23 protein-coding genes are annotated in these 22,394 nt (G+C 75.0%); 1 reads left to right on the top strand and 22 read right to left on the bottom strand.

Annotation, left to right across the window (positions count from 1 at the left end; genetic code table 11):
* Nucleotides 1–88 precede the first annotated feature (88 nt).
* The 12 genes from ACZ6Q9_RS25735 to ACZ6Q9_RS25790 form a co-directional block, all read right to left on the bottom strand.
* Complete coding sequence (locus ACZ6Q9_RS25735) at nt 89–1,447, bottom strand: ATP-grasp domain-containing protein (RefSeq protein WP_393448738.1); 1,359 nt, start codon at nt 1,445–1,447, stop codon at nt 89–91.
* Between the two features lie 3 nt (nt 1,448–1,450).
* Entirely contained in the window at nt 1,451–2,419 is a 969-nt protein-coding gene (locus tag ACZ6Q9_RS25740) for an alpha-ketoacid dehydrogenase subunit beta (protein ID WP_393448735.1), read from the bottom strand.
* The gene (locus tag ACZ6Q9_RS25745) at nt 2,420–3,391 is read right to left on the bottom strand and encodes a thiamine pyrophosphate-dependent dehydrogenase E1 component subunit alpha (protein ID WP_393448732.1); all 972 of its coding nucleotides are present in this window, start codon (nt 3,389–3,391) and stop codon (nt 2,420–2,422) included. It abuts the gene before it with no gap.
* Entirely contained in the window at nt 3,388–4,185 is a 798-nt protein-coding gene (locus ACZ6Q9_RS25750) for a DUF3050 domain-containing protein (protein WP_393266269.1), read from the bottom strand. Before ACZ6Q9_RS25750 ends, ACZ6Q9_RS25745 begins: the two co-directional genes overlap by 4 nt.
* Before the next feature lies 1 nt (nt 4,186).
* Nucleotides 4,187–5,116, bottom strand: a complete 930-nt coding sequence (locus ACZ6Q9_RS25755) for a phytanoyl-CoA dioxygenase family protein (RefSeq protein WP_396829972.1) — start codon at nt 5,114–5,116, stop codon at nt 4,187–4,189.
* Nucleotides 5,113–6,225: a 4-hydroxyphenylpyruvate dioxygenase gene (gene hppD / locus ACZ6Q9_RS25760; protein ID WP_393448726.1), complete on the bottom strand. Its 1,113-nt coding sequence runs from the start codon at nt 6,223–6,225 to the stop codon at nt 5,113–5,115. Before hppD ends, ACZ6Q9_RS25755 begins: the two co-directional genes overlap by 4 nt.
* 71 nt (nt 6,226–6,296) lie before the next feature.
* Complete coding sequence (locus ACZ6Q9_RS25765; RefSeq protein WP_393448723.1) at nt 6,297–7,535, bottom strand: beta-ketoacyl-[acyl-carrier-protein] synthase family protein; 1,239 nt, start codon at nt 7,533–7,535, stop codon at nt 6,297–6,299.
* Nucleotides 7,532–9,148 (bottom strand): class I adenylate-forming enzyme family protein, encoded by a 1,617-nt coding sequence (locus ACZ6Q9_RS25770; RefSeq protein ID WP_396829971.1) that lies wholly within the window; start codon nt 9,146–9,148, stop codon nt 7,532–7,534. The genes ACZ6Q9_RS25765 and ACZ6Q9_RS25770 overlap by 4 nt, the downstream gene beginning before the upstream one ends.
* A complete protein-coding gene (locus ACZ6Q9_RS25775) occupies nt 9,145–9,660 on the bottom strand; it encodes a beta-ketoacyl synthase chain length factor (RefSeq protein ID WP_393266595.1) in 516 nt (171 codons plus the stop codon). Before ACZ6Q9_RS25775 ends, ACZ6Q9_RS25770 begins: the two co-directional genes overlap by 4 nt.
* A 68-nt stretch (nt 9,661–9,728) precedes the next feature.
* Entirely contained in the window at nt 9,729–10,811 is a 1,083-nt protein-coding gene (locus ACZ6Q9_RS25780; protein WP_393448717.1) for a beta-ketoacyl synthase N-terminal-like domain-containing protein, read from the bottom strand.
* Nucleotides 10,804–11,049 carry an acyl carrier protein gene (locus ACZ6Q9_RS25785; RefSeq protein ID WP_350685990.1) on the bottom strand — a complete coding sequence of 82 codons (246 nt, stop codon included), beginning with the start codon at nt 11,047–11,049 and terminating at the stop codon, nt 10,804–10,806. The genes ACZ6Q9_RS25780 and ACZ6Q9_RS25785 overlap by 8 nt, the downstream gene beginning before the upstream one ends.
* Nucleotides 11,049–11,315, bottom strand: coding sequence for an acyl carrier protein (locus tag ACZ6Q9_RS25790; protein ID WP_393266285.1), 267 nt, complete (start codon nt 11,313–11,315; stop codon nt 11,049–11,051). Before ACZ6Q9_RS25790 ends, ACZ6Q9_RS25785 begins: the two co-directional genes overlap by 1 nt.
* A 15-nt stretch (nt 11,316–11,330) precedes the next feature.
* Between ACZ6Q9_RS25790 and ACZ6Q9_RS25795 the strand changes: the two genes are divergently transcribed.
* Nucleotides 11,331–12,092, top strand: coding sequence for a 4'-phosphopantetheinyl transferase family protein (locus ACZ6Q9_RS25795; RefSeq protein ID WP_393448714.1), 762 nt, complete (start codon nt 11,331–11,333; stop codon nt 12,090–12,092).
* Here ACZ6Q9_RS25795 and ACZ6Q9_RS25800 read toward each other — a convergent pair.
* From ACZ6Q9_RS25800 to ACZ6Q9_RS25845, 10 genes are all read right to left on the bottom strand, one after another.
* Nucleotides 12,023–13,414 carry a class I adenylate-forming enzyme family protein gene (locus tag ACZ6Q9_RS25800; RefSeq protein ID WP_393448711.1) on the bottom strand — a complete coding sequence of 464 codons (1,392 nt, stop codon included), beginning with the start codon at nt 13,412–13,414 and terminating at the stop codon, nt 12,023–12,025. The two genes, ACZ6Q9_RS25795 and ACZ6Q9_RS25800, sit on opposite strands and share 70 nt — an antisense overlap.
* Nucleotides 13,415–14,056: 642 nt before the next feature.
* Nucleotides 14,057–14,380, bottom strand: coding sequence for an antibiotic biosynthesis monooxygenase family protein (locus ACZ6Q9_RS25805; protein ID WP_393266293.1), 324 nt, complete (start codon nt 14,378–14,380; stop codon nt 14,057–14,059).
* A complete protein-coding gene (locus tag ACZ6Q9_RS25810; RefSeq protein WP_396829968.1) occupies nt 14,377–15,627 on the bottom strand; it encodes a beta-ketoacyl synthase N-terminal-like domain-containing protein in 1,251 nt (416 codons plus the stop codon). Before ACZ6Q9_RS25810 ends, ACZ6Q9_RS25805 begins: the two co-directional genes overlap by 4 nt.
* Nucleotides 15,624–16,892, bottom strand: coding sequence for a beta-ketoacyl-[acyl-carrier-protein] synthase family protein (locus tag ACZ6Q9_RS25815; RefSeq protein WP_393266299.1), 1,269 nt, complete (start codon nt 16,890–16,892; stop codon nt 15,624–15,626). The genes ACZ6Q9_RS25810 and ACZ6Q9_RS25815 overlap by 4 nt, the downstream gene beginning before the upstream one ends.
* Before the next feature lie 114 nt (nt 16,893–17,006).
* Complete coding sequence (locus tag ACZ6Q9_RS25820; RefSeq protein WP_357701335.1) at nt 17,007–17,411, bottom strand: cupin domain-containing protein; 405 nt, start codon at nt 17,409–17,411, stop codon at nt 17,007–17,009.
* Nucleotides 17,404–18,156: an SRPBCC family protein gene (locus ACZ6Q9_RS25825; protein ID WP_396829966.1), complete on the bottom strand. Its 753-nt coding sequence runs from the start codon at nt 18,154–18,156 to the stop codon at nt 17,404–17,406. Before ACZ6Q9_RS25825 ends, ACZ6Q9_RS25820 begins: the two co-directional genes overlap by 8 nt.
* Nucleotides 18,153–19,532: an acetyl/propionyl/methylcrotonyl-CoA carboxylase subunit alpha gene (locus ACZ6Q9_RS25830; protein WP_396829964.1), complete on the bottom strand. Its 1,380-nt coding sequence runs from the start codon at nt 19,530–19,532 to the stop codon at nt 18,153–18,155. The genes ACZ6Q9_RS25825 and ACZ6Q9_RS25830 overlap by 4 nt, the downstream gene beginning before the upstream one ends.
* A gap of 11 nt (nt 19,533–19,543) precedes the next feature.
* The gene (gene accB / locus ACZ6Q9_RS25835) at nt 19,544–20,041 is read right to left on the bottom strand and encodes an acetyl-CoA carboxylase biotin carboxyl carrier protein (RefSeq protein WP_393448705.1); all 498 of its coding nucleotides are present in this window, start codon (nt 20,039–20,041) and stop codon (nt 19,544–19,546) included.
* Entirely contained in the window at nt 20,038–21,771 is a 1,734-nt protein-coding gene (locus ACZ6Q9_RS25840) for an acetyl-CoA carboxylase carboxyltransferase subunit alpha (protein ID WP_396829962.1), read from the bottom strand. The genes accB and ACZ6Q9_RS25840 overlap by 4 nt, the downstream gene beginning before the upstream one ends.
* Nucleotides 21,768–22,106, bottom strand: coding sequence for a TcmI family type II polyketide cyclase (locus ACZ6Q9_RS25845; RefSeq protein ID WP_350707477.1), 339 nt, complete (start codon nt 22,104–22,106; stop codon nt 21,768–21,770). Before ACZ6Q9_RS25845 ends, ACZ6Q9_RS25840 begins: the two co-directional genes overlap by 4 nt.
* Nucleotides 22,107–22,394: the final 288 nt, after the last annotated feature.

Genomic DNA, 22,394 nt, shown 5'->3' on the forward strand with positions numbered 1-22,394 from the left:
GGCGACCTCCCCCACCAGCGATCGTCCAACCAGCCGACCTACACCGTCAAGCCAGCCAGCACCTTGACAGCCGATCCCCGATAGGGAATCAGTCGACCACCAGGAGGCCGGAGAGGAGGACGCCGCGGGCCAGGTTGAGCACCCCGTCGCAGCCGGGGAAGCCGGTGCGGATGCAGGCGCCGGCGGCCCGGCGGCCGAACAGGTACGGGGCGATGCTGTACGGCACCTCGGCGCTGACCGTCTCGCCGGTCTCGATGTGCACGAAGTCCAGCGGGACGTCGTCGGCCTTCACGTACTCCTGGAGGATGAAGCCGCCCCGCTCGACGGCCCGGGTCAGCCCGTCCCGCCACGCGTCGGTGTCGGTCTCCCGGCCGATCAGCACGTCCACCCCGGCGGAGCCGTCGGCCGGCTTCGCCACCAGGCCGGGCCGGTCGGCCACCGCCCGGTCGAGCAGGTCGGCGGTCAGCGACCAGGTCCGCGGCACGTACCGCTGGACCAGGTCCCGGTCCGCCGGCGCCAGCGCGGCGGCATCCTCCCACAGCCAGGCGAAGGCCCGCTTGTTGGCGATCAGCCAGGCCGCCGCCGACACCCACATCGGCACCGTCCCGGCCGCCAGCCCCGCCTCCAGGGCGTCCACCCCGGCGCTCGGGGTGACCCGGTTGGGCACGAAGAGGCGGAACACCCCGTCGACCGGGGCGCCCCCGGCGACGAGCCGCTTCCCGTCGTCGAGGGTCACCTGGGAGACCGGCGCGATGACCAGGTCCATGCCGGACGCGGCGGCCCGCTCGACCACCGGCGACAGCAGCCGGAAGAACCGCTGCGGGTCGTCCAGGCCCGGGTACTCGGCGTCGAAGTCGATCAGCATGGCGACCCGGGCGCCCTCGGGCAGGCCGAGCCCGGCGCGGATCGCGGCGAACCGCTGGTCCACCGCCGAGGGGGCCGCCGCCAGGCGGACCCGGTCGGTGAGGCCGCGCCGCCGGTAGACGTCGACGAAGCGACGCACGGTGGTGTCCGCGTCGAACGCCCCGCCGAGGCTGCTGTCGATGTTGTACTCCACGAACCGGGGCACCCCGTCGGAGAGCAGCACGTCCGGCCGGAACGCCTCCAGCAGCGCCTCGGTCAGCGGCTCGTCGTCGTCGAGCAGCCGGGTCTCGCCGTCGGGCACGTTCAGCAGCCGGCGCAGCTCCCCCGCCGTGCCGGCCCGCCGCCGGCACGCCTCGAAGACGAGCTGGGCGAGGCGGTCGGAGACGGCGTTGAGCACGCCGAGGGAGGTCTCGTCCATCACCGGCGGCCGGGCCAGCCGCCACTGCTTGTTGTACGTGGCCCGGCCGTCGAAGATCTCCCGCCAGGACTCCGCCCCGGCGGCGACCATCTCGGCGCGGATCGGCGCGGGCAGGTCGAGCCACGCCTGCGCGGCGGAGGGCCAGCGGTAGTCGACGTCGGTCATACATCAGTCCTTCATCACGTGTTGGATGGCGGCCAGGAGTTGCTCGCGGCTCGGCTGCACGGCCCGGTCCAGCGCCGGGGCGAACGGCAGCACCGCGCCGTCGGGGCGGGTGACGCGGCGCGGCGGCGCGACCAGGCGTACCCGCTCGACCATGGTCGCGATGATCTCCCCGGCGATGCCGCAGGAACGGTTGGAGTCGTCCACCACCACCAGCCGCCCCGTGCGCGACACCGACTCGGCGAGCCCGTCCCAGTCGAACGGGTACAGCGTGCGGGGGTCGAACACCTCCACCGACACCTGGTCGGCCAGCTCCTCGGCGACCGCGAGGGCGTCGTGCACCAGGTGCCCGACCGCCACCACGGTCACGTCGTCGCCGAAGCGGCGCACCCGGCCCCGGCCCAGCGGCACCGGAGCCAGCGCGGCGAGGTCCACGTCGTCGCGGACGTCGAGCGCCCCGGCCGGGGCGAAGACCACCACCGGGTCGTCGCACCGCACCGCCGACACCAGCAGCCCGTACGCGTCGGCCGGGGTGGCCGGCACCACGGTGGTCACCCCGACGTGGGCGAAGAGGCTGTACGGGTGGTCGGAGTGCTGGCCAGCCCAGCCCGTCCGGGAACCGGAGCCGGGCACCAGGTAGGTGACCGGTACGGCGCACTGCCCGCCGGTCATCAGCGGGAACTTGTGCGCGTGGTTGACGATCTGCTCGAAGACCAGGAACAGCAGCGACGGGATCTGGAACTCGACCACCGGCCGCATCCCGGCCAGTGCCGCCCCGGTGGCGAAGCTGGTGAACGCCTGCTCCGACAGCGGGGTGTCGAGCACCCGCTCGGGGCCGAACCGCTTGAACAGTCCGGCGGTGACGTTCGAGGCGGCCACCCGGATGTCCTCGCCGAGCAGGAACACCGACTCGTCGCGGGCCAACTCGTCGGCGAGCGCCCGGGTGAGCGCCTTGCGGTAGGACAGTCTGGGCATCTACCCACCTCCGGTGCGGGCGGTCAGCCCGCTGGCGTACAGGTGCGCCAGGGCGTCGGCCGGGTCCGGCTCTCCGCCGGCGAGGGCGAACTCGACGGCCGCGTCCAGCGTGACTTCGACCTCGGCGTCGACCTCGGCCCGCGCGTCGGCGGGCAGCCGCCCGCCCTGGATGTCCACCGGGTCCCGGGACCGGCCCCGGGCCACCTCGTCGGGCGGGCGGTAGTCGAGGCGTACCGCGTGCTCGAAGGTGTGGTGGGCGTCGAACCGGTAGGTCCGGGCCTCGATCAGCTCGGGGCCGCCGCCGACGCGCATCCGGTCGACGGCGGCCGCCGCGGCGTCGCGTACCGCCTCGGGGTCCTGGCCGTCCACGACGGCGGCCGGGATGCCGAAGGCGGCGGCGCGGCCGGGGATGCTGCCGGCGACCGCGCCCGCGACGGGCATGGTGGTGGCGTAGCCGTTGTTCTCGCAGACGAACAGGACCGGCACCCGCCACAGCGCGGCCAGGTTGAACGCCTCCAGCAGCATCCCCTCGTTGACCGCGCCGTCGCCGAAGAAGCTCACCCCGACGGTGTCGTCGCCGCGCCGTCGGCGCGCCCACACGGCGCCGGTGATGATCGCCCCGGACGCGCCGACGATGGCGTTGGCGCCGAGCACGCCGACGCCGAAGTCGGCGGCGTGCATCGAGCCGCCCCGGCCGGCGTTGAGGCCGGTGACCCGGCCGCACAGCTCGGCGAGCATCCGGGCCGGGTCGGCGCCCTTGGCGAGCACGTGCCCGTGCCCCCGGTGGGTGCCGGCGACGACGTCGTCGGCACCCAGGGCGGCGCACACCCCGGCGGCGATCCCCTCCTGCCCGAGGTACGGGTGGATGCCGCCGACGACGTGCCCGGAGCGGACCAGCTCGACGGCCCGCTCCTCGAACCGGCGGATCAGCCGTACCGTCCGGTAGAGCCGGACCGGGTCGGCGTCGGTCACCGCTCGCGCCCCTCCTTCACGGCGGCGAGGATGTCGTCCCAGAGCTTCGCCCGGGCGGCGAGCGCGGTGTTGACGGTGTCGGCGCACTCCTGCCACCTGGTGTCGTCGTCGCCGCACAGGTCGGCGAGCATCTGCATCGCCATCGGGGTGTGCTGCTCGCCGTCGACCTCGATGTGCCGCTCCAGGTAGTCGACGAACGTGTTCAGCTTGCGGCTGCGCTCGTTGACGGCGACGACCTGGGTGAACATGTCGGGGATCAGGTCCTCCCGGCCGAAGGCGAACGCCGCCGCCTGGCAGTGCACCGGGGTCTCCTCGATGATCCGCCAGGTGGTGGCGGCGAACGCGGCGGACGGCCCGGGCACGCCGGCCTCGACCAGCGACTCGGCCACCGGCCGGCCCGCCCGCAGCAGGTCGATCAGCCTCTCCACGGCCGTGGTGTCGGCGCCGGCCTCCCGCATGCCCTGCACGTACAGCTCGAAGTGGCTGATGTAGCCGTCGCCCAGCTCGTCGCTCTCCTCCACCATCACGATGTCGTTGATGAGCCGGCGACTGCCGGTCGGGCCGGTCGGGATCCACGGCACGGTGACGCAGGTGAGCTGCCGCTGCAACGACTTCAGCAGCGACATGAAGTCCCACACGGCGAAGACGTGGTGCTCCATGAAGGTGACCAGCGCCTCGTGGGTGTCGAGGTTGGCGTAGAGCGGGTGCCGGACCACCACGTCGCGGCGGTCGGTCACCGCCTTCTCCAACCGCTCGATGCCCGGGTGCGTCCTTCCCCAGTCGTACCGTGACATGTCAGCCTCCCTGTGGGGCGCGGTGGCGCCAGATGACGGGGCAGTATTCGGGGTCCGCGTAGTCCGGCCGCCCATCGGGGGTGCGGCGGACCAGCACGTCGTGGTTGTACGCGGCGCGCGTGCCGTCGGAGAGCGGGTACTCCCGCCAGGCGTTGTCGCCGTCCTGCAGGTGCAGCGAGATCGCCCGGCGCGGGCGGCCGCTGACGTTGGCGCCACTGCCGTGGTAGGTGCGGCAGTGGTGGAAGCTCACGTGTCCCTTGGGGATCACCATCGGCACCTTGCGGATCTCGGCGCCGTTGTGGGCCGCGTTCTCGGCGAGCATCTCCTCCAGCTGGTCGCGGTCGCGGTCGGCGAAGTGGCGCACCACCGTGTCGTCCGCGCCGATCTCCTGCCAGCGGTGCGAGCCGTCGACCATGGTGATGGTGCCCGTCTCCTCCCCGCAGTCGTGGAACGGGATGAACGCGGTGAGCATGTTCTCCGACGACGACGACGCCCAGTAGTGCTTGTCGAAGTGCCAGGGCACGATGTTGGACGGCTCGCCGGAGATCGGCGGCTTGTAGATCAGCGTGGACTGGAAGACGCGGATCTCGGTGGCCCGCGCGAGCCGGGCGGCGACCGCGCCGACGAGCGGCTTGCGCAGGATCGCGCCCAGCCCGTCGTGCTCGTGGTGGACGTAGTCGTTGTGCCGCTGCACCGCGCCCTTCGACGGCTCCCAGTAGGCGAGCTTCGGCGGGCGCACCGGCAGGCGGCGGTGCCGCTCGCCGTCGTAGTAGCGGTCGGACGCCGCGGTGAGGGCGTCCACCTCGTCGTCGGTGAACAGCTTCTTCGACAGGTACCAGCCGTGCTCGGCGTAGAAGGCGACGTCCTCGTCGGACGGGAGCAGCGCCTCCTCCTCGGCGGTGAGTGTCGGCTCGAACTCGGTCGTGGTCACGCCCGCACCTCCTGCGGTGTCGCGGCCGCGACGGCGGTCCTCGCCCCCGCCGCGGCCAGTTCCCGTTCCTTGGCCTCGTAGAGCGCCTTGATGTTGCCGCTGCCGAACGTCCGGGCCCCGCGCCGCTCGATCAGCTCCAGGAAGAGCGTGCGGCGCACGTGCATGGACTCGGTGAAGATCTGCAGCAGCTGCCCGCCGTGGTCGCGGTCGACCAGCACACCGAGGTCGCGCAGCCGGTCCAGCGGCGCGTCCACCCGGCCGACCCGCGCCTCGAGGGTGTCGTAGTAGCTGCCGGGGGTGCCGGCGAAGCGCACCCCCCGGTCGGCGAGGGTGCCGACGGCGGTGACGATGTCGTCGGTGCGCAGCCCGAGGTGCTGCACCCCGGCACCGGCGTGCTGGTCGAGGAAGGCGTCGATCTGCCCCGGCCGGCGGCTGCGGTCCGGCTCCAGCAGCACCAGGGTGACCCGCCCCGACGGGCTCTGCACCACCTTGGAGTTCATCGCCTGCCCGGCGACCTCGATGTGCTCCTCGAAGATCTCCGCGAACCCGAACACCTCGCGGTAGTGCCGGACGGTCTCGTCGAGCTGGCCCGGCGGCACGCAGACCGCCAGGTGGTCGATCTCGGCGAGCAGCTTGTCGTCGCTGCCGCCGGCCGGGGGCGTCAACTCGACCGCCCCGGGCAGGAACTCGGTCCGGTCGCCGCGCCGCGACACCAGGCGGTGCAGCACGTCGCCGAAGCCGCCCACCTCGGCGGTCACCACCTCGGCGGCCGGCCCGGTCCAGGTGGTCGGCGGCGTCACCCCCGCCGCCCCGCGGCCCACCAGCTCGGCGTACGCGTCGGCGGCGTCGTCGACCTCCAGCGCGACCACGGCGATGCCGTCGCCGTGCCGCTGCACGTACCGGGACGCCGGGTGCTCGGCGGTGAGCCCGGAGGTCAGCACCATCCGGATGTCGGCGTGGCACAGCAGCAGCGACCGCTGGTCGGCCAGCCCGGTCTCGGGACCGCCTTGGCCGCAGAGGTGGAAGCCGACCGCCCGGCCGAAGTAGAAGGCCGCCTGCCGGGCGTCCCCCACGTAGAGTTCGATGTGGTCTATTCCACGGATGTCCATGTCCTCAGCCCTTTCCACGGGTCCCCCGTGGTCTGCCGCCCGGGCGCGCCCCGCCCGGGGTGGAGCGTGTCTCAGGCCCTCGGCCGGGCGGCCCGCGCGAGCAGCAGGCTCACGTTCTGGCCGCCGAAGCCGAAGGAGTTGGTCAGCGCGTAGCCGGTGTCCGTCGCCCGCGGCTCCTTGCGGATGTGGTCCGCCGGGCAGGCCGGGTCCGGGTCGTCGAGGTTGTGCGTCGGCGGGAGCAGGCCCCGGCCGAGTGCCAGCGCGGTGGCCGCCGTCTCCAGCACCCCGGAGGCGCCGAGCAGGTGGCCGGTGAGCGCCTTGGTGGAGCTGACCGGGACGCCGCCGTCGCCGAACACCTCGGCCAGGGCGGTGGTCTCGGCGATGTCGCCGAGCTTCGTGCCGGTGCCGTGCGCGTTGACGTAGCCGACCCGCGCGGCGGGCACGCCGCCGCTGGCCAGCGCGCGCCGCATGCACTCCGCCGCGCCGGCGCCGTCGGGCCGCGGGGCGGTCGGGTGGTACGCGTCGGTGGTCGCCCCGTACCCCGCGACCTCGGCGTAGCCGGTGACGCCCCGGGCGGCGGCGTGCTCGGCGCGTTCCAGCACCAGCAGGGCCGCGCCCTCGGCGAGGACGAACCCGTTGCGGCGGGCGTCGAACGGCCGGCTCGCCGCCGTCGGGTCGTCCCAACCCCGGGCCAGTGCCCGGGCGTTGCCGAAGGTGTCGGCGAACGTCGGGAACAGCGGCGCCTCGCTGGCCCCGCAGAGCACCACGTCGGCCTCCCCGGCACGGATCAGCCGGACCGCGTCGGCGACCGACTGGGCGCCGGAGGCGCAGGCGGTGCCGACCGAGGAGGTGTAGCCGCGGATGCCGTACGCGATGGCGATCCGCGCCGCCGGCATGTTCGGCAGGATTCCGGTGAGCAGGTACGGGCTGACGGCGGCGCGGCCCCGCTCGGCCCGGGCCAGCACCTGCGCCTCCAGGGTGGACATCCCGCCGACCCCGCCGACGATCACCCCGATCCGGCCCGGGTCCACGTCCCGGCCCACCTCGATGCCGGCGTCGGCGAGCGCGTCGGCGGCGGCGAGCAGGGCGAGCACGACGATCCGGTCCAGCACCCGGGTCTCCGGCCCGGAGGCGACGGTGCGCGGGTCGATCTCCGGGAGCAGGCCGGCGACCTCCAGCGACCCGGCGGCGGGGTGCCCGGCCGGCGGCCGGGTCAGCCCGGACCGCCCGGTGCGGAGCGCGTCGAACGTCGCCGCGACGCCCCGGCCGACGGGGGTGAACAGCCCCATCCCGGTGATGACGGCGGTCATGACGGCGCCTCGGTGAGATAGCGCTCCCGCAGGGCCACCTTGCGCACCTTGCCGGTGACGGTGACCGGGAGGTCGGCGGGCCGCACCGGCACCACCCGGCGCAGGGTCGCGCCGACGTCCGGCCCGAGGGCCGCCCGGACCCGCGCGGTGCGGTCCTCGGCGTCGTCGGCGCCGGCGGCGAGTTCCAGCAGCACGTCGGTGACCACCCGGCCGGCCTCGGCGACGATCACCACCGTGCAGTCGGTGACGTCGGGGCAGGCGGCGAGGATCCGCTCCTCCGACAGCGCGGTGTAGAACCGCCGGCCGTCGCCCGCGTCGACCGAGTCGACGGCCCGGTCCAGGTGGTAGTAGCGGCCCTCGTCGTCGGCGTACACCAGGTCGCCGGTCAGGTACCAGCCGCGCCGGCGGAAGCGGTGGGTGGTGACCGAGTCGTTCCAGTAGCCGCGGAACAGCGACGGCGAGTCGATGCCGAGCCAGCCCACCTCGCCGGTCGGCACCGGCTCGCCCGCGGCGTCGAGCACGGCGACCCGGGCGAACCGGTAGGGGCGGCCGATGCAGCGGCCGTACCGGTCGGTGTCGGTGCGGTGGGTGATGTGGAACATCGAGTGGCCCATCTCACTGGAGCCGAGCCCGTCGATGAAGACCGAGCCGGGCACCCGGGTGATCCCGTCGCGGGTCACCACGTCCCGGGAACCGACCGCGACCAGCCGGCGCACGTGCGGCTCGTGTGAGCAGTCGCCGGTGTTGAACCACAGCGACACCGAGTCCAGGTCGTACGCGGACAGGTCGAAGCGGGCCAGTTCCGCCCAGGTGACGGAGAAGCCGAACACCCCGTCGGGGCGCCAGCGCTGGATCGCGTCCAGCACCCGCTCACCGCCCTGGTCGGACAGCAGGAACATCTCCGCCCGGTTGCCGAGGGCCTGGTTGACCATGAGCACGGTGGCGGTGTGCGGGGCGGGCAGCGCGTTGAGGATGCGGTTGGTGCCCTGCGCCTGTGGCATGGCGAGCAGGTGCCGGGTGGCGGCGAACAGGCTCGCGTGCGAGTGCAGGACCGCCTTGGGCACCCCGGTGGTGCCGGAGGTGTGGGTGATGACGACCGGGTCGTCGGCGTGGTGCCGGTAGTGCGCCGGCGCGGCGGCCGGGTCGCCCGTGCCCGCCTCGGCGGGGGTGCCGATCACCGGCACGCCGAGGTCGTGCCCGGCCAGCAGCGCGGTGTGCGCGTCGTCGGCGAGCACCCCGACGCCGCGCAGCCGGCGGATGTACTCGGCGGCGATCTCCGGGCGCAGCCTGCCGTTCATCAGCGCCGGGATCGCGCCGAGCCGGGTCAGCGCGAGGTAGCTGAGCACCATGTCGGCGGCGGCGGTGGCCCAGACGGCCACCGGGTCGCGCGGCCTGATCCCCCGCTCGTGCAGCCACGCGGTGCGGGCGGCGACCCGCTCGTCGAGCCGGCCCAGCGTGAGCGGCCGCTCGGCCGGGTGGCCGTCCACGGCGGTGTCGAAGGTGAGCCCCGGCCCCTGCGGGTCGGCGCCGTGCGCCAGCACCCGGGCCAGCACGTTGCCGGCGCCGATCCCCTCGTCGGTGGCCAGTGTCCCGCGTAGTCCCCTGGTCCTCATGGCGTTCCTCCCCCCAGCAGCACCGCGACGGCCCGGGCGCCGGGCTCCCCGCCCGGGCCCCGCGCACCGCCGTCGTCCGGTGCCTGTTCGATCAGGACCAGCAACGCCCGGTCGGCGTCACCGTCGTGCAGCAGCAGGTCGACCTCGGCAATCCCCTCGTCGCGCGGGTCCCCGGTCGGCGCGAGGCAGACCACGGGCCCGCCCAGCCCCCAGCGGGCGGCCACGTGCCCGGCCACGCTGTTGGGCACCGACTGGAAGAAGAACAGCGGCCCGGGCCGGTTGCCGGCGGCGACCGTGGCGCGCACCTGCGCCGCGCTGGCCCGGTCCCCCGCCGCGCTGGCCAGCACAACCGCGGTCCGCTCCCCGTCGGGTGCGGGTCGCCCGTCGTACGCCCGGGTAAGGCAACGCTCGGCGACCGCCGCGACCAGGGGTGGGAAGCTGGAGTACACGAACCCGGGCACCGGCGGCGGCGCGCCGTCGCCCGGCTCGGGCCAGGCCGCCTCGGCCAGCACGGTGAGGCGGCCGGTGGCGACTGCCTGGCCGCTGTCCGGGCGCGTGCCGGCGGGCCCGCTTCCGGCGTTCACGCGGCGCCCACCAGCAGGGCGGTGTTCGCACCGCCGAAGGCGGCGTTGAGGCTCAGCGCGTACCCGGTGGCGGCCGGCCGGGGCGCGTCGCGGATGACGTCGACCGGGCAGGCCGGATCGGGGCCGAGCCAGCCGGCGTTGACGGGCAGCTTCCCGCGCCGCAGGGCGAGCACGGTGACCACCAGTTCCAGCAGGCCGGAGGCCTCCAGGGCGTGCCCGTGCAGCGCCTTGGTGGAGCTGACCGGGGTCCGCGCCGCCGCCGCGCCGAGCGCCGCGCGCAGCGCCGCCGCCTCGGAGGCGTCGCTGTAGCCGGTGCCGGTGGCGTTGGCGTTGACGTACCCGATCGCCTCCGCCGCCAGCCCGGCCCGACGCAGCGCCGCGGCGACGGCGCGGGCCAGGCCGCGCCCGCCCGGCTCCGGCTGGCAGGGGTGGAACGCGTCCCCGGCCCGGCCCCACCCGAGCAGGTCGGCCACCGGCGCCCGGGCGACGGCCGCCGATTCCAGCACCACCGCGGCAATCCCGTCGCCGAGCAGCAGCCCGGTGCGGCCGGCGCTGAACGGGCGCACCGCGCCGTCGGTGGCGAGGGCGCGGCCGGCGTCGAAGAGCGCGTACTGGTCCGGCTCGACCAGGTAGCCGGCCGCGACCACCGCCCGCTCGACGTCGCCCCGCCGGATCAGGGCCGCGGCGTCGGCCACCGCGCTGCTGGCCGAGACGCAGGCGGTGGTGTACGCCCGGGTCGGGCCGGTGAGCCCGGTCCGGGCGGCCAGGCCGGTGGTCAGCGCCGGCACGCCCGCGCCGCCGTGCACGGCCAGCAGCAGCGCCGTGCCGGCCCGGCGGCCGGCGTCGAGCCCGGCGGCTCGGCAGGCGGCGTCGACCGCCTCGGCCAGCTCGTCGGCCAGGTCGCCGACGTCGGGCAGGGTGGCGGCGGCGTCGACCCGCCGCGACGCCGTGTCGAAGCGGTCCACCGGCCGGAACGCGGGCGCCCCGGCCAGGACGCCGGTGAGCTGCGCGTCGGGTCCCCTGCCGAGCGCGCTGGTCGCGTGGACGCCGGTGAGCTGAACGGCGGCCCGCTCAGCCATCGGCGGGGGCGGTCAGGGAGGTCCGGAAGACCGCCAGGGCGTCGTCGACGGTACGGATGCCGGCGAGCTGGTCGTCGGTGAGGTCGAGCCGCCGGTCGTAGCGCTGCTCGACGAGGTGCACCAGCCAGGCCAGTTCCATCGAGCCGATCCGGTCGCCGACCTCGGCGGCCGGTTTCTCGGTGAGTTCGGCGAGCATGGTCACCAGGTCAGCTCGCCCCAGGTCGGGCTGACCGGCCATCAGGAGTCGTCGCTCGTCGCCCCGGCGACCCGGTCGGCGACCATCGTGGTGAACTCGCCGACCGTCATCAGGGCCAGCTTCTCCGACTCGTCGTCGGCGAACTTCAGGCCGTAGCGGTCCTCCACCCGCACGGCCAGGTCGGCGAGGGCCAACGACTCCAGGTCCACCCCGGACGGTCCGAGGGTGGTCTCGTCGTCGATGCCCTCGACGTCGTAGTTCATGTCCTCGAGCTGCTCGACGACGAAGGCGCGGATCTCGGCTCGCATGGTTAACCTCTCTCCGTGAGCCAGTTACCGGTGCCCGGTCGGGACACCGTGTACGTGTGGGTCGGCCGAGGGGACGGCGGTCGGCCGATCCCGGCCGGGCGGCTGCTGCGGCGGGCGGGTGCCACGCTGCTCGGCCGCGCGGAGGCGCAGATCGTGGTGGGCCACGGCCCGGACGGGCGACCGCTCGTCAGCGCGTCCGATGTGGACGCCCAGGTGTCGGTCAGCGTGAGCCGCGCCGACCGGGTGGTGGTGGTCGCCACCCGGCTGGCCGGCCCGGTCGGGGTCGACGTGGAGCGGTCCCGGCCGCTGCCCGCCCTGGCGCTGGCCCGGCGGTGGTACGCCCCGGCCGAGACGGCCTGGCTGGCCGGGCGGCCCGCCGGCGGCCGGGCGGCGGACTTCCTGCGGCTGTGGACCGCGAAGGAGGCGGTGGGCAAGGCGCTCGGGGTGGGGCTGCGCGACGGCGGCCTGCGCCGGCGGATGCCGGTGCCCGCCGCTGCCGGCACGCCCCGGCGCGCGGACACCGCACCGCCGGCGGGCGGCGAGCTGCGGCCGGTGCCCGGCGTGGCGGGGCTGCGCGTCGGGCACCCGCCGGTCGGCGGGGGCCTCGTCGTGGCGGTCGCGGTGGTCGGCGCCGACGCGCCGCCGGTCGAGGTGCTGGAGGTCCAGGTGGACGGGGACGGGACGATCGGGGCGGCGCCGCGGAGCGGTCACGTCGCCGCTGCCCGGAGCGTGTCGACCGAGCGGACCAGCTTGCCGGTCGTGGTGCGGGGCAGCTGATCCAGCAGGTGCAGGGTGCGCGGCCGCTTGTAGCCGGCCAGCCGCTCGGCGAGCAGCTTGTCCAGCACCTCCTCCGACAGCGGCCCGTCCGGCTGCACGTACGCGGTGATGCCGTTGTCCCAGACGACCACGGCGGCGGCGACGCCGGGCAGCCCGGCGACGGTCGTCTCCACCTCGGTGAGGTCGACCTTCAGGCCGCCGACGGAGACCTGCGAGTCGAGCCGCCCGCGCACGGTGACCAGCCCGGTGTCGGGGTCGACCGTGCCGGCGTCGCGGGTGTGCAGCCAGCCGTCGGCCCAGCGGGTCGGGTCGCTCAGCCCGACGTACGGCGACGCGGGGCAGCTGACCCGAAGCTCGCCGTCGACCTCGCGGACCTCGATGCCGGGGGCGGGGGCGATCGACGGGCGGTGCCGCCCGTACAGGTCGGTGCCGATGACGCCGACCTCGGTCATCCCGTACATGTTGCCCAGCGGCACGCCGTAACGGTCGGTGAAGGCGCGGGCGACGGCGGCCGGGACCAGCTCGCCGCCGGTGGTCATCCGCTTGAACTGCGGCAGCGGCCCGGCGGGCCGGGTGGAGGCGAGCAGTCCGATGTGGAACGGCACGCCGAGCACGGTGGCCGGTGAGTCGCCGGCGGCGATCGCGGCCAGCACGGCGTCGCCGCTGAGCCGCTCCGGGGGCACCAGCTCGACGCCGGCGTGCAGGCCGTAGAGCAGGCCGCCGACCAGGCCGAGCACGTGCACCATCGAGGGCAGCAGGATGATCCGTTCGCCGGGCAGCGCCACCCCGTCGATGCGGGTGTAGCGGTGCACCTCGGCGACGAGGTCGTCGGCGGTGCGACCGATCACCTTGGACGGTCCGGTGGAGCCTGAGCTGAGCTGGATCACCGCGTGCCCGCTGACCGCGGGGCGGTCGGCGTACGGGGTGACGCCCTCGGTGACGTCGACGAAGATGCGCAGCGCCCCGCCGCCGCTGCGCACCGGGGCCACGACCACCTGCGGGGTGAGCCGCTCCAGCGCCCGGTCCACCTCGTGGTCGGTGAGGCGGTGGTCGAGCAGGACGGCCTGCGCCCCGGTGCGCCAGGTGGCCAGCAGGTTCACCACGTACGCCAGTGACGGCGGCAGGCGGAGCGCGGCGGCCCCGCCGGGACGCAGTCCGGCGGCGGCGAGACGGGTCTGCGCATCGCCGACCAAACGCCGCAACGTGCCCCGCTCCACCGGTTCCGGAAGTCGCAGACAAATGTCGTTCGCAGGACCTGCGAGCAACACGTCGTCGACCCATTCCGGGGTCCCTGCCGCAGGATTTTCCGTCGGACGATCCATGCTCACCGCCGTCCACCGCCCAGCCTGAAATAGGGCGAGTACGCCCATAGGGTGCATCTTTCGGGGTGCTGCGGGAACACTACGACAGCCGCGAGAACCATTACTAGATGCAAATGGCTAGATCAAAAAAAGCGGCTGGCCGGATTGCAGACCCTCGATCGGACAGGCAGTATCGGGCGCGTACGGCAGCGCGCCGCTCACTATGGGTGAGCTGCGTCCGCAGCTCGGCATTGGCCCACCGGCCCGTCCGCACGGCATGCAGGCCCACGGGTCGCGTGGGGTCTCACCCGGCGACGGGACCCCGGCGACCGCCCGGGTTGCAGTAGCGCAGTAGGCACGCAACTACTGACAAACGGTCTCACCCGGCGACGGGAGCCCGGCGACCGCCGGGGGCCCACTCAGGCCCAGGCGGCCGAGGACCTGTCCGACCGACGGGCGTGCGGGCGCGCTCCCTCCGGTTCCGTCGCGCGTCGCCCTGGTGCGCGCCGCCGACGTTGAGCACGGCCAGGCCGAGCGCCGGCCAGAGCCGGGTGAACCCGTCGGTCGCCCTGAGCAGACTGGTGCCGAGGACCTCGGCACCAGATCGCGAGAAGCAGGAAGACGTACGCCGGTGATGCTGCGGCACGGCGTGCCGCCGGGCGGTCAGACGCGCGCCACCTCGGGGGTCTGCGCGTGGACGACGAAACGCAGCGAGCGGGCGTCGGTGAAACACTCCCGCATCGGCCGCACCAGCTCCCGGTGCCCGGGACTGCGTTCCCACGCCTCGAAGTCGGCCAGGGACTCCCACTCACTGGTGATCAGCCACTGCTCCGGGTCCGCCGCCGACCGGCACACCTGGTCAACCAGGTGCCCCGGCACACCGTCGGCGACCAGGTGACGCACCGCCTCGTACGCCCGCAGGAAGTCCGCCGTCCGCTCCTCGGCCACCCGCACGAGAAAGACGACCCGAGCCCGTGTCCCGCTCATTCCGCTGCTCCCCTCGGTGCCGGTGGCGCTCCGCGCAGCACCAGCGCGCTGTTGAAACCGTCGAAACCCCGGGCGCAGACCAGCGCCAGCCGGCTGTGCGGCTGCCGGGGCGCCCGCAGGAAGTCCAGTTCGCAGCCCGGCGCCGGCTCGCGGGGACCGGCGGAGGCGGGCAGCGTGTCGTGGCGGAACGCGAGCAGCGCGGTGGCCACGTCCAACGCGGAGCCGCCCTGGTGGGCGCGGCCGGTCAGCGCCTTGTGCGTGCTCACCGGCGGGGGCCGGTCGCCGAAGACCGCGCGCAGCGCCTCGGCCTCGGCGCGGTCGAAGCGGGGCACCCCGAGGGCGTCGGGGACCACCACGTCCACCTCGTCCGCGGTGACCCCGGAGCGGTCCAGGGCCAGCCGCATCGCCCGGGCGTACCGGGCGGAGTCGCCGCCGGCGTCCGGGCCGGTGTGCGCGGCGTCGTGGGTGGCGCCCCAGCCGGTCACCTCGCCGTAGACCCGGGCGCCCCGGGCCAGCGCGTGCCCCAACTCCTCCACCACGAACACCGCCCCACCCTCCGCCGGTACGTAGCCGCCGGCCGACCGGTCGAACGGCCGGTACGCCACCTCCGGGTCGGCGACGTCGCTGAGCAGCCCGGAGCGGAGCTGACAGGTCAGCGCGTACGGGCTCAGCGGGCACTCGGTCGCCCCGGCGATCACCACCGGCGTGCCCCGGCGCACGGTGCGCACCGCGTGGGCGAGGCTGTCCAGCCCACCGGCGGACTCGGCGACCAGCACCCCGCACGGCCCCTTGAACTGGTGGTGGATGGAGAGCTGCCCGACACTGGCGGCGTAGAACCAGGCGATCGACTGGTACGCCCCCACCGTACGGGTGGCGCCGCCCCACAGCCGTTGCAGTTCCCGCTGCCCGAACAGGTTCCCCCCGGACGAGCTGGCCAGCGTCACCGCCCAGCCGTAGGGCTCGGGGGCCCGCTCGGGCAGCCCGGCGTCGGCCAACGCCAGCCTGGTCGCGGCGAAGCCCAGGTGCGTCCAGCGGTCGGTCTGCACGAGCTGTCGGGTGTCGGCGTACGCCGTCGCGTCGAAGCCGGGCACCTCACCGGCGACCCGGGTCGGGTAGTCCGCCGGGTCGAACAGGGTGATCGGGCCGGTGCACCGGGTTCCCGCCGCGACCGTGCGCCAGTGGGCGTCGGCGCCGACACCGCTGGGGGCCACCACCCCGATGCCGGTGACCACGGCCCGGGCGCTCACGCCGCCGCCGCCAGCCGCCGGAACACCATCGCGGACTGGAAGCCGCCGAAGCCGCTGCCCACCGACAGGGCCACGTCCACCGGGGTCTCCCGGGCCACGTTGGGCACGTAGTCCAGGTCGCACTCCGGGTCCCGGGTGGCCCAGTTGGCGGTGGGCGGCACCACGCCGTACTCGATGGCCAGGGCGCAGGCGGCCATCTCGATCGAGCCGATCGCGCCGAGCGAGTGCCCGACCATCGACTTGATCGAACTGATCGGCACCCCGTACGCGGCCTCGCCGAGCGCCCGCTTGAACGCCGCCGTCTCGTGCCGGTCGTTCTGCCGGGTGCCGGAGCCGTGCGCGCTGATGTAGGAGACGTCCTGCGGGGACAGCCGGCCCTGGCGCAGCGCGTCGGTGATCGCCAGGCCCATCTCCACCCCGTCCGGGCGCAGCCCGGTCATGTGGAAGCCGTTGGCGCGGCTGGCGTACCCGGCCAGCTCGCAGTAGACGTGCGCGCCCCGGCGGCGGGCGTGCTCCCACTCCTCCAGCACCAGCACCGCCGCGCCCTCGGCGAGGACGAAGCCGTGCCGGTCGGCGTCGAACGGGCGGGAGGCGTGCGCCGGGTCGTCGTTGTCCGGGCTGGTCGCCTTGATCGCGTCGAAGGAGGCGACGGTGACCGGGGAGATCGGCGAGTCCGACGCCCCGGCCAGCACGATGTCGGCCTCCCCGTCGACGACGAGCTGGTGGGCGTAGCCGATGGCGTCGATGCCGGAGGTGCAGCCGGTGGACACGACCTGGGCGGGGCCGTGCAGCCCGTGCCGGACGGCCACGTCGGCGGCGAGGGTGCTCGGCACCAGCGCCGGGTACAGGTACGGCCCGCCGAGGGCGTGGTCGACCAGCCACCGCCGGCCGGAGTCGCTGACCCGCACGTACTCCTGCTCCAGCGCCATGGTGCCGCCGACGGCGGTGCCCAGCACCACGCCGGTGACCTCCCGTTCGGCGTCGGTGAGTTCCAGGCCGCTGTCGGCGAGCGCCTCGATGGAGCAGGCCAGGGCGAACTGTACGTACCGGTCGGCGCGCTGCCGTTCGGCGAGGGTGATGCCGGCCGCGTCGGGGTCGAACTCGCACTCGGCGGCGATCTGGGAGCGGAACGGCGACGGGTCGAAGAAGGTGATCCGTCGGGTGGCCGTACGCCCTGCGGTCACGGTCTTCCAGAAGCTGTCCCGGGTGGCGCCGCCCGGCGCGACCACCCCGACGCCGGTGACGACCGTGCGGCGCCCGGTCACGACGCCACCTCGGTTCGCGACTGCGGGGCTCGCAACACCGGCTCACTCCTCGCGCTCACGACGCCACCTCGGTTCGCGACTGCGGGGCTCGCAACACCGGCTCACTCCTCGCGCTCACGACCCGCCCCGCTGCTCGACGAGTTCGGTGTCGACGTGGCCCAGTTCCGGCCGGGGTGCGAGGGGTCCCAGGTGGAAGACGACCTCGGCCGGCTCGTCGCCGGTGTTGCGCAGCCGGTGCCGGACGTTGCGCGGCACGAACAGCGCCTCCCCGGCGGCCAGCGGCACCGCCTCGTCGTCCAGGTCGGCGGTGATCGTGCCCCGGACGACGTACAGAAACTCCTCGCTGTAGGGGTGGTAGTGCTCGGCGATCCGCTCCCCCGGGCGCAGCGTCGCCACCCCCATGAAGCCGGAGGTGCTGCCGACGGTCTTCGGGCCGAGCAGCACCCGCAGCTCGCCGCCGCGGCGGCCGTCCGGCGCGACGTCGGCGGCGGCGACGAGCCGCAGGGTGTCCTCACTCATCGCCGGCTCCCGTCGACCCGTCGGCACCGGCCGGGGCCCGACCGCCGTCGGCGGCGGCCAACCGCTCGATCTTCTCCTTGATGACGGCGAGCTGCACGGCGCTGTTGGTATTGATCCGGTCGGTCATGCCGGCGTTGTCCACCGGCGCGGTCGGTTTCATCGCGAAGTCCTGCACCCAGGTCATCCGGGTGCCGCCGGGCTCCTCCGCGTAGCTCCAGTAGATGCGCATGTACTCGAACGGCCCGGTCTCCACCCGCCGGGCGCGCACCTGCCGGGTGGCCGGGTCGGCGGTGCGTTCGCTGACCCAGCTCCACGCCACCCCGTTCTCGTCGGGGTGCATGGTGAGCCGGAACCGCACCGTGTCGCCGTCGCGGTCCAGGATCTCCGCCCGGGCGTACTCGGTGAACAGCTCGGGCCAGCCGGCGACGTCGTTGGTGACGTCCCAGACCAGCGGCAGCGGCGCGGCGATGAGCACGCTGTTCTCGGTGTGTCCGGGCGGGTCGGCGCGGCGGGCCACCAGCTCGGCGACGCCCGCGATGCTGAGCTGCCCGGCCTGCTCGGGGATCTGCACCTGCCACCGGTCGGCGACCACGGCGGAGAGTTCGAGCAGCGCCAGCGAGTCCATGCCGAGTTCCTCCAGGGACGCGGCCGGGGCGCGGGCGGCCGCGTCGGCGTCCAGCCCGCAGTTGGTTACCAGGATGTCGGTGATCTCGGCGGTCAGCGGACGGCCATGGGTGACGGTCAACGGAGCCTCCTGTGGTGTGCGTCGGACGGGCCGGCGAGCAACTGGTCGACCAGGCCGGTGGAGTAGCGGCCCTTGCGGAACCCGGCGTCGTCGAGCACCCGCCGGACGAACGGGATGGTGGTGCGGACGCCGGGCCCGGCGATGTCGAACTCGTCGAGGGCGCGTTCCAGCCGGTTGAGCGCGAGCTCCCGGTCCGGCGCCCACACCGCCACCTTGGCCAGCAGGGAGTCGTAGTACGGGCCGAACAGGTAGCCGGCGTGGCCGTGCGTGTCGACCCGGGTGAACGGGCCGCCGGGCGGGACGAAGCGGTCCAGCCGGCCGGGGGTCGGCGCGAACCCGCGGTCCGGGTCCTCCACGTTGACCCGGCACTCGATGGCGACCCCGTGCGGGCGGACGTCCTCCTGCCGCCAGCGCAGCGGCACCCCGGCGGCGATGTGCAGCTGCTCGTGCACCAGGTCGATCCCGGTGATCATCTCGGTCACGGGGTGCTCGACCTGGATCCGGCAGTTGATCTCCAGGAAGTGGAACCGCTCGTCGGGGTCGACGAGGAACTCCACCGTGCCGGCGCCGGTGAAGCCGGCGGACAGGGCACCGCGCAGGGCGCACTCCGCGATGGCCGCCAGGGTGCCGGCGGACAGCGCCGGGGCGGGCGCCTCCTCCACCAGCTTCTGGTGCCGGCGCTGCACCGAGCAGTCCCGGGTGCCCAGGTGCACCCCGTTGCCGTGGGAGTCGCACAGCAACTGCACCTCGACGTGCCGGGCGCCGGTCAGGAACCGCTCCACGTACACCCGGTCGTCGCCGAACGCGGCCTGCGCGGCGGCCCTGGTCCGCGCGTACGCCCGGGGCAGCTCGGCCGGGGTGGCGACCACGGTCATGCCCCGGCCGCCGCCGCCGGCCGCCGCCTTGACGATCACCGGGTAGCCCGCCTCGGCGGCCACCTCCGCCGCCGCGGCCGCGGTGGGCACCGGCGCGACGCTGCCCGGCGGCAGCGGCAGCCCGGCCCGGCGCATCAGCGCCCGCGCCGAGGACTTGTCCGCCAGCGCGGCCATCACCTCCGGCGGCGGACCGATGAACGTCAGCCCGTTGTCGGCGCAGATCTCGGCGAAGTCGGCGTCCTCGGAGAGGAACCCGTAGCCGGGATGCACCGCCTGCGCGCCGACCTGCCGGGCCGCCTCCACGATCGCGGCGGCGTTGAGGTAGCTGCGCCGGCTGGCCGGCGGACCGATCAGGACGGCCTCGTCGGCGAGGCGCACCACGGCGGAGTCGGCGTCCGCCGTGGAGTAGACGACGGCGGTACGCACCCCCAGCTCGCGGCAGGCGCGCAGCACCCGCAGGGCGATCTCACCCCGGTTGGCGATCAGCACCTTCTCGAACATCACGCACCGCCTCAGACCGGGTCCAGCGCGACGAGCGGCTGGTCGTACTCGACCGGCTGCCCGTCGGCGGCGAGGACCTCGGCGACCCGGCCGCCCCGGTCGGCGGTCACCTCGTTCATCAGCTTCATCGCCTCGACGATGCCGATGACCTGGCCGGGGCGGACCAGGTCGCCGACGGCGACGAAGGGCGCGGCGCCCGGCTCCGGCGCCCGGTAGAACGTGCCGACGATGGGCGAGCGCACCGCGTACCGGCCCGGCTCGCCGTCGGCCACGGGCGGCGGCGCGGGCCGGGCGGGCACCGTCTCCGGCGTCTCCGCGGGCGGCCCGCCGTGCCACTCCACCTCCAGCACCGTGTCGCCGCTGCGCAGCCGCACCCGGCGGACCGGGCCGGCCAGCTCGGCGACCAGGTCCCGGGCGTGCCGCCGCAGCCCGGCCAGCACCGCGTCCACCCCGGACGCCGACTCCGCGCCGGCCGGCGCGGTGTCGACCGGGGCACCGCCCGCGCTCACCGGACACCCGCCCGGGCGCCGAGGCGGGCCGCGCCGAAGCGCCGGAACCGCTGCCGCCGGCGCCGGACCAGCGTGGCGGGGGGCACGTCCAGCAGCGGCAGCAGGGCCGCCGACACCGCCGCCCCCAACGCCCGCGCGGCCGCCTGCGGGTCGTGGTGCGCGGCCGGGGCCGGCTCGGGCACGAGGTCGTCGACCACCCCCAGGCGGCACAGGTCGGGCGCGGTCAACCGCAAGGCGCGCGCCGCCTGCGGGGCGGCACCCCGATCCGGCCAGAGGATGGCGGCGCAGCCCTCGGGGCTGATCACCGAGTAGACGGCGTGCTGGAGCATCAGCACCCGGTCGGCCACCGCGAGGGCCAGCGCGCCGCCGCTGCCGCCCTCCCCCGTGATCACCGCGACGACCGGGGTGGGCAGCACGGCGAGCGCGAGGATGTTCTCCGCGATGGCCGCCGCCTGCCCCTGCTCCTCGGCGCCCACGCCGGGATCCGCCCCGGGCGTGTCGACCAGGGTGACCACCGGCAGGCCGAGGCGGGCGGCCAGCCGCATCAGCCGCAGCGCCTTGCGGTGCCCGGCCGGGCTGGCCATGCCGAAGTTGCGGGCGACCAGCTCGGCGGTGGTGTGGCCCTTCTGGTGCCCGATCACCATGACGGGCCGGCCGTCCAGCCGGGCCAGTCCGCCGACCACCGCCGGGCAGTCCGCGCCGAGCCGGTCGCCGTGCAGTTCGACGAAGCCGTCGAACGCCGACTCCAGGTAGTCCAGCGTGGTCGGCCGGCCCGGGTGCCGGGCCAGCCGCACCGTCTCCCAGGCGTCGCCGCCCGGCGGGTCGGCCGGGCCCGGCGCCGTCGCGGCACCCGCCCCGCCGGCCGGCCGCGCCACGACCGGCGACGGCTCCTGCCGGGGTACGGCGGGACGCACCGCCGGCCGACGTCCCGCCCGGGCCGCGGCGAGCAGCGCCGCCAGCCGGCCCCGCAGGGCGTGCCGGGGCACCACCATGTCGACCTGCCCGTGCCGCAGCAGGAAGTCGGCCGTCTGGAAGCCCTCCGGCAGCGGCCGGCCGGTGACCTGCCGGATCACCCGGGGACCGGCGAAGCCCATCCGCGCCCCGCTCTCGGCGAGCACCACGTCGGTGTTGGTGGCGAACGAGGCCGCCACTCCCCCGTACGTCGGGTCCGTGAGCACGCTGACGGTGAGCAGCCCCGCCTCCCGCAGCGCGGCGATCGCCTGGCTGACCGTGGCCATCTGCATCAGCGACAGGACGCCCTCCTGCATCCGCGCGCCGCCGGAGGCGGTGACCAGGATCAGCGGCGTGCCGTCTTCCAGCGCCCGCTCGGCGGCCCGGGTGATCAGCTCCCCGACGGCGCAGCCGAGGCTGCCGCCGAGGAAGCGGAAGTCCATCACCGCGAGCGCGCACCGATGCCGGCCGATGGTGGCGGTGCCGCAGACGACCGCCTCGGCCAGCCCGGTGCCGGCCCGGGCGGCGGTGAGCCGGTGCGGGTACGGCAGCAGGTCGACGAAGCCGATCGGGTCGACCTCCGCCGGCCGGTCCGGCAGAGCGGTGAACGACCCCGGGTCGACGAGCTGGAGCAGCCGCTCCGGCGCGTCGAGGCGGGCGTGCGTGCCGCACTCGGGGCAGACGTCGAGGTTGCGGCGCAGCCGCTTGCGGTACAGCAGGGTGGCGCAGCCGCCGCAGCGGGACCAGAGCTGCCCCTCCCGGGGCGCGGTGGCGGTCACGACGGCCGCCCGGCGGGCGCGGCGTCGAAGCGGTAGAAGCACCGGGCCATGGCGTCGCGCGGCTCCCGCCACGTCGGCAGGTACGGCGAGACGTACGGGCGCAGCCGGGCGCTCACCCGCACGAACTCGGGGTGCCCCCGGGCCGCCTCGACCGCCGCCCCGGCCGGCGCGTCCGTCTCCAACAGGTGCACGTAGAGGTCACCCAGCCGGTACAACGACCGGTGCCGCACCCCGACCAGGTGCGGCAGCTCCGTCGCGTCGGACTCGGCGAAGATCTCGGCGACGCGCGCCTCGGCGCTCGGCACCACCTTCGCGACGATCAGCGAACGGTCCATGGGTGGACCTCCCTCCACGACGTCCGACGTCGGTGACGACGGCGCCGGCCGAGCCGGACGACTGGCGACACGATGCGGCCACGGGCGTCACGGCGGCGTCACCGCAGCCCGCCGCCCGGCGACGCCACTTCGTGACGCTGCGTTGACGCAGGCTGTGTATCCGCTGTACAACAACCGCCCACCACGGTGGACTATCCGCAGTTCAGAACCGTTCTCGTGGACGCGTCGCCGACAGTCGGATCTCGCCTGAAATATTGACCGAGAGTGACCGCGATTGATAATCTTCGT

The sequence above is a fragment of the Micromonospora sp. NPDC049139 genome, from assembly GCF_055586845.1.